Here is a 1,979-nt window from a genome sequence, read left to right on the forward strand (position 1 = left end):
TGCGTGACGAGGCACTGGGCATGGCCGCGGCGTTCGCGGACCAGGTTGCCGTAGGCGTCGTAGTCATAGTGACGATCGCCCTCCATCAGTAGACGGTTGCCCTTGAGGGTGGTCGGGCCGGGACGGTCGTTGAACAACACATTGCCGGCCGGGTCGTGGGAAAAGTGTTCCGGGGGTTGGCTGTGGGCGTAGTCGATGCGCATCAGGCGATCCAGCGCGTCGTACTGGTAGCCGCGTCGGTTTCGCGTGTCGGAAAGCGCGGCGAGGTTGCCGTTGGCGGTGTAGGAATAGTCGCGCCAAAACAGTTGTTTTTGCTGGCTTTGCCACACGGTCTGGGCCTTGAGGCGACCCTGTTCGTCGTAGCTGTAGTCGCTGAGCAACTGGCCCTGCTGGCGCTGGCGTTCGCGGCCGCCCTTGAAGCGGTGTTCGGTCAGGCACGTGCCGTTGAGGTCGATGGCGATCAGCGCCCCGCCTCGCAGGTGGCGGTAATCCAGGGTGCTGCGATCGGGCAGGCGACAATGGACCAACCGGCCGACATTGTCGTAGCGATAATGCAGGCTCGCCCAACCCTGGTGTTCGGCGACGAGGCGGTCCTGGTTGTCGTATTCGTAGGCCAGCGGCCAATGGCCGTCCTCAACGCTGATCAACCGCCCGAGGGCGTCGTAGCCGTACTCGACCGTGGCACCGTCGGGCAAGGTCTTGCGCAGCAGGCGGCCGGCGGTGTCGCGTTGGTAGGCGGTGATCCGCTGGCTGCCGTCGGCGCCGAATTCGGTCTTTTCCAGCAGGTGGCCGTTGAGGTCGTAGGCATAGCCGGTGCGCTGGCCGTCGAAGCCGGTTTCCTGTCGGATCAGTCCGTTGGGCGTGTAGTCCAGCTGATACTTTTCGCCGGATTCGTTCTCGATTTCGGTCAGCAACAGCCGCGCCGAGTCGTAGCGGTACTTCAGTTCGCTGCCGTCGGGGTTGAGGCGGCGGCTGACCAGGTGCAGATCGTCGGCGTATTCGTAGCGGGTGATGCGCCCCAGTTCGTCCCGCTCCGCGGTGACCTTGCCGTAGGCGTTGTAGCTCCATGCACGGGTCGCGCCGGTGGGCAGGGTGGTCTGTAGCAAGCGGCCCACGGCGTCCCATTGGTAATGGGTGACGGCGCCGCGTTCGTCTTGACGGGTCAGCAGACGGCCCAGGGCGTCGTAGGAAAAAACTCGCTGGCCGTCGTCCGGCAGGATTTCTTCCGTCAGTTGGCCCAACGGGTTTCGCACAAAATGATGGGCACCGCCGTCCGGGTAGCTGATGGTGTTCAGTTGCCCCTGGTCGTCGTAGTGATACCAGGTGCTTTGGCGAGCCGGGTCGACGACTTCGATGATGTCGCCCTGGGCATTGCGCCAGTAGGTCCACACGGCCTTGCCGCGAGTCCGGGCGTGTAGGAAACCGTTTCGGTATTCGTAGGACGTGGGCTCGCCTTCCGGAGGAATCAGCGCCACCAGCCGTCCGACTTCGTCGTAGCGGTATTCGGTGACGGCGCCCAGCGGGTCTTGCTCGGCGATCAGCCGGCCCTGTTCGTCATAAGCCTTGAGGTGTTCGCCGCCGGCGGGATCGACCTGGCGCACCAGCCGCGCGTGGTCGTCGTGGACATACACGTCCTGGCTGCCATCGATATGCCGGACCGTGACGCTGCCGTCATCGCCCCAGGTGTAGCGGCTGTCCATCTGCGCGAACGAGGCCCAATGCCGGACACAGCGCGCCGCCGGGCCGAGGCCTTGCCACTCCCAGTAGAAACTCGCGCCCCCGGCCAGTTGCCGCTGGAGGATGACGTGCTGGTCGTCGTAGTCGTAGCGCTCGCTCTCGCCGGCGGCGTTGGTCGCTTCGATGAGGCGTAAACGCGCATCGTAGCGGTAGGTCACCAGGGTCTGTTCGGTGCGCCAGGCTTCGTCGAGGGTCAGCGCCGGGTGAAAGCTCTGGTAGTCGATGGCGACCAGGTGCCGATG

Annotated in this window: 1 pseudogene; it reads right to left on the bottom strand. The window is 64.9% G+C overall.

The features are described from left to right. Positions 1–1,979 (bottom strand): annotated as a pseudogene (locus ACLK1G_RS25830) (type IV secretion protein Rhs); the annotation flags it as partial.

The organism is Pseudomonas algeriensis, assembly GCF_048847255.1.
In the GTDB taxonomy this organism is placed as follows: domain Bacteria; phylum Pseudomonadota; class Gammaproteobacteria; order Pseudomonadales; family Pseudomonadaceae; genus Aquipseudomonas.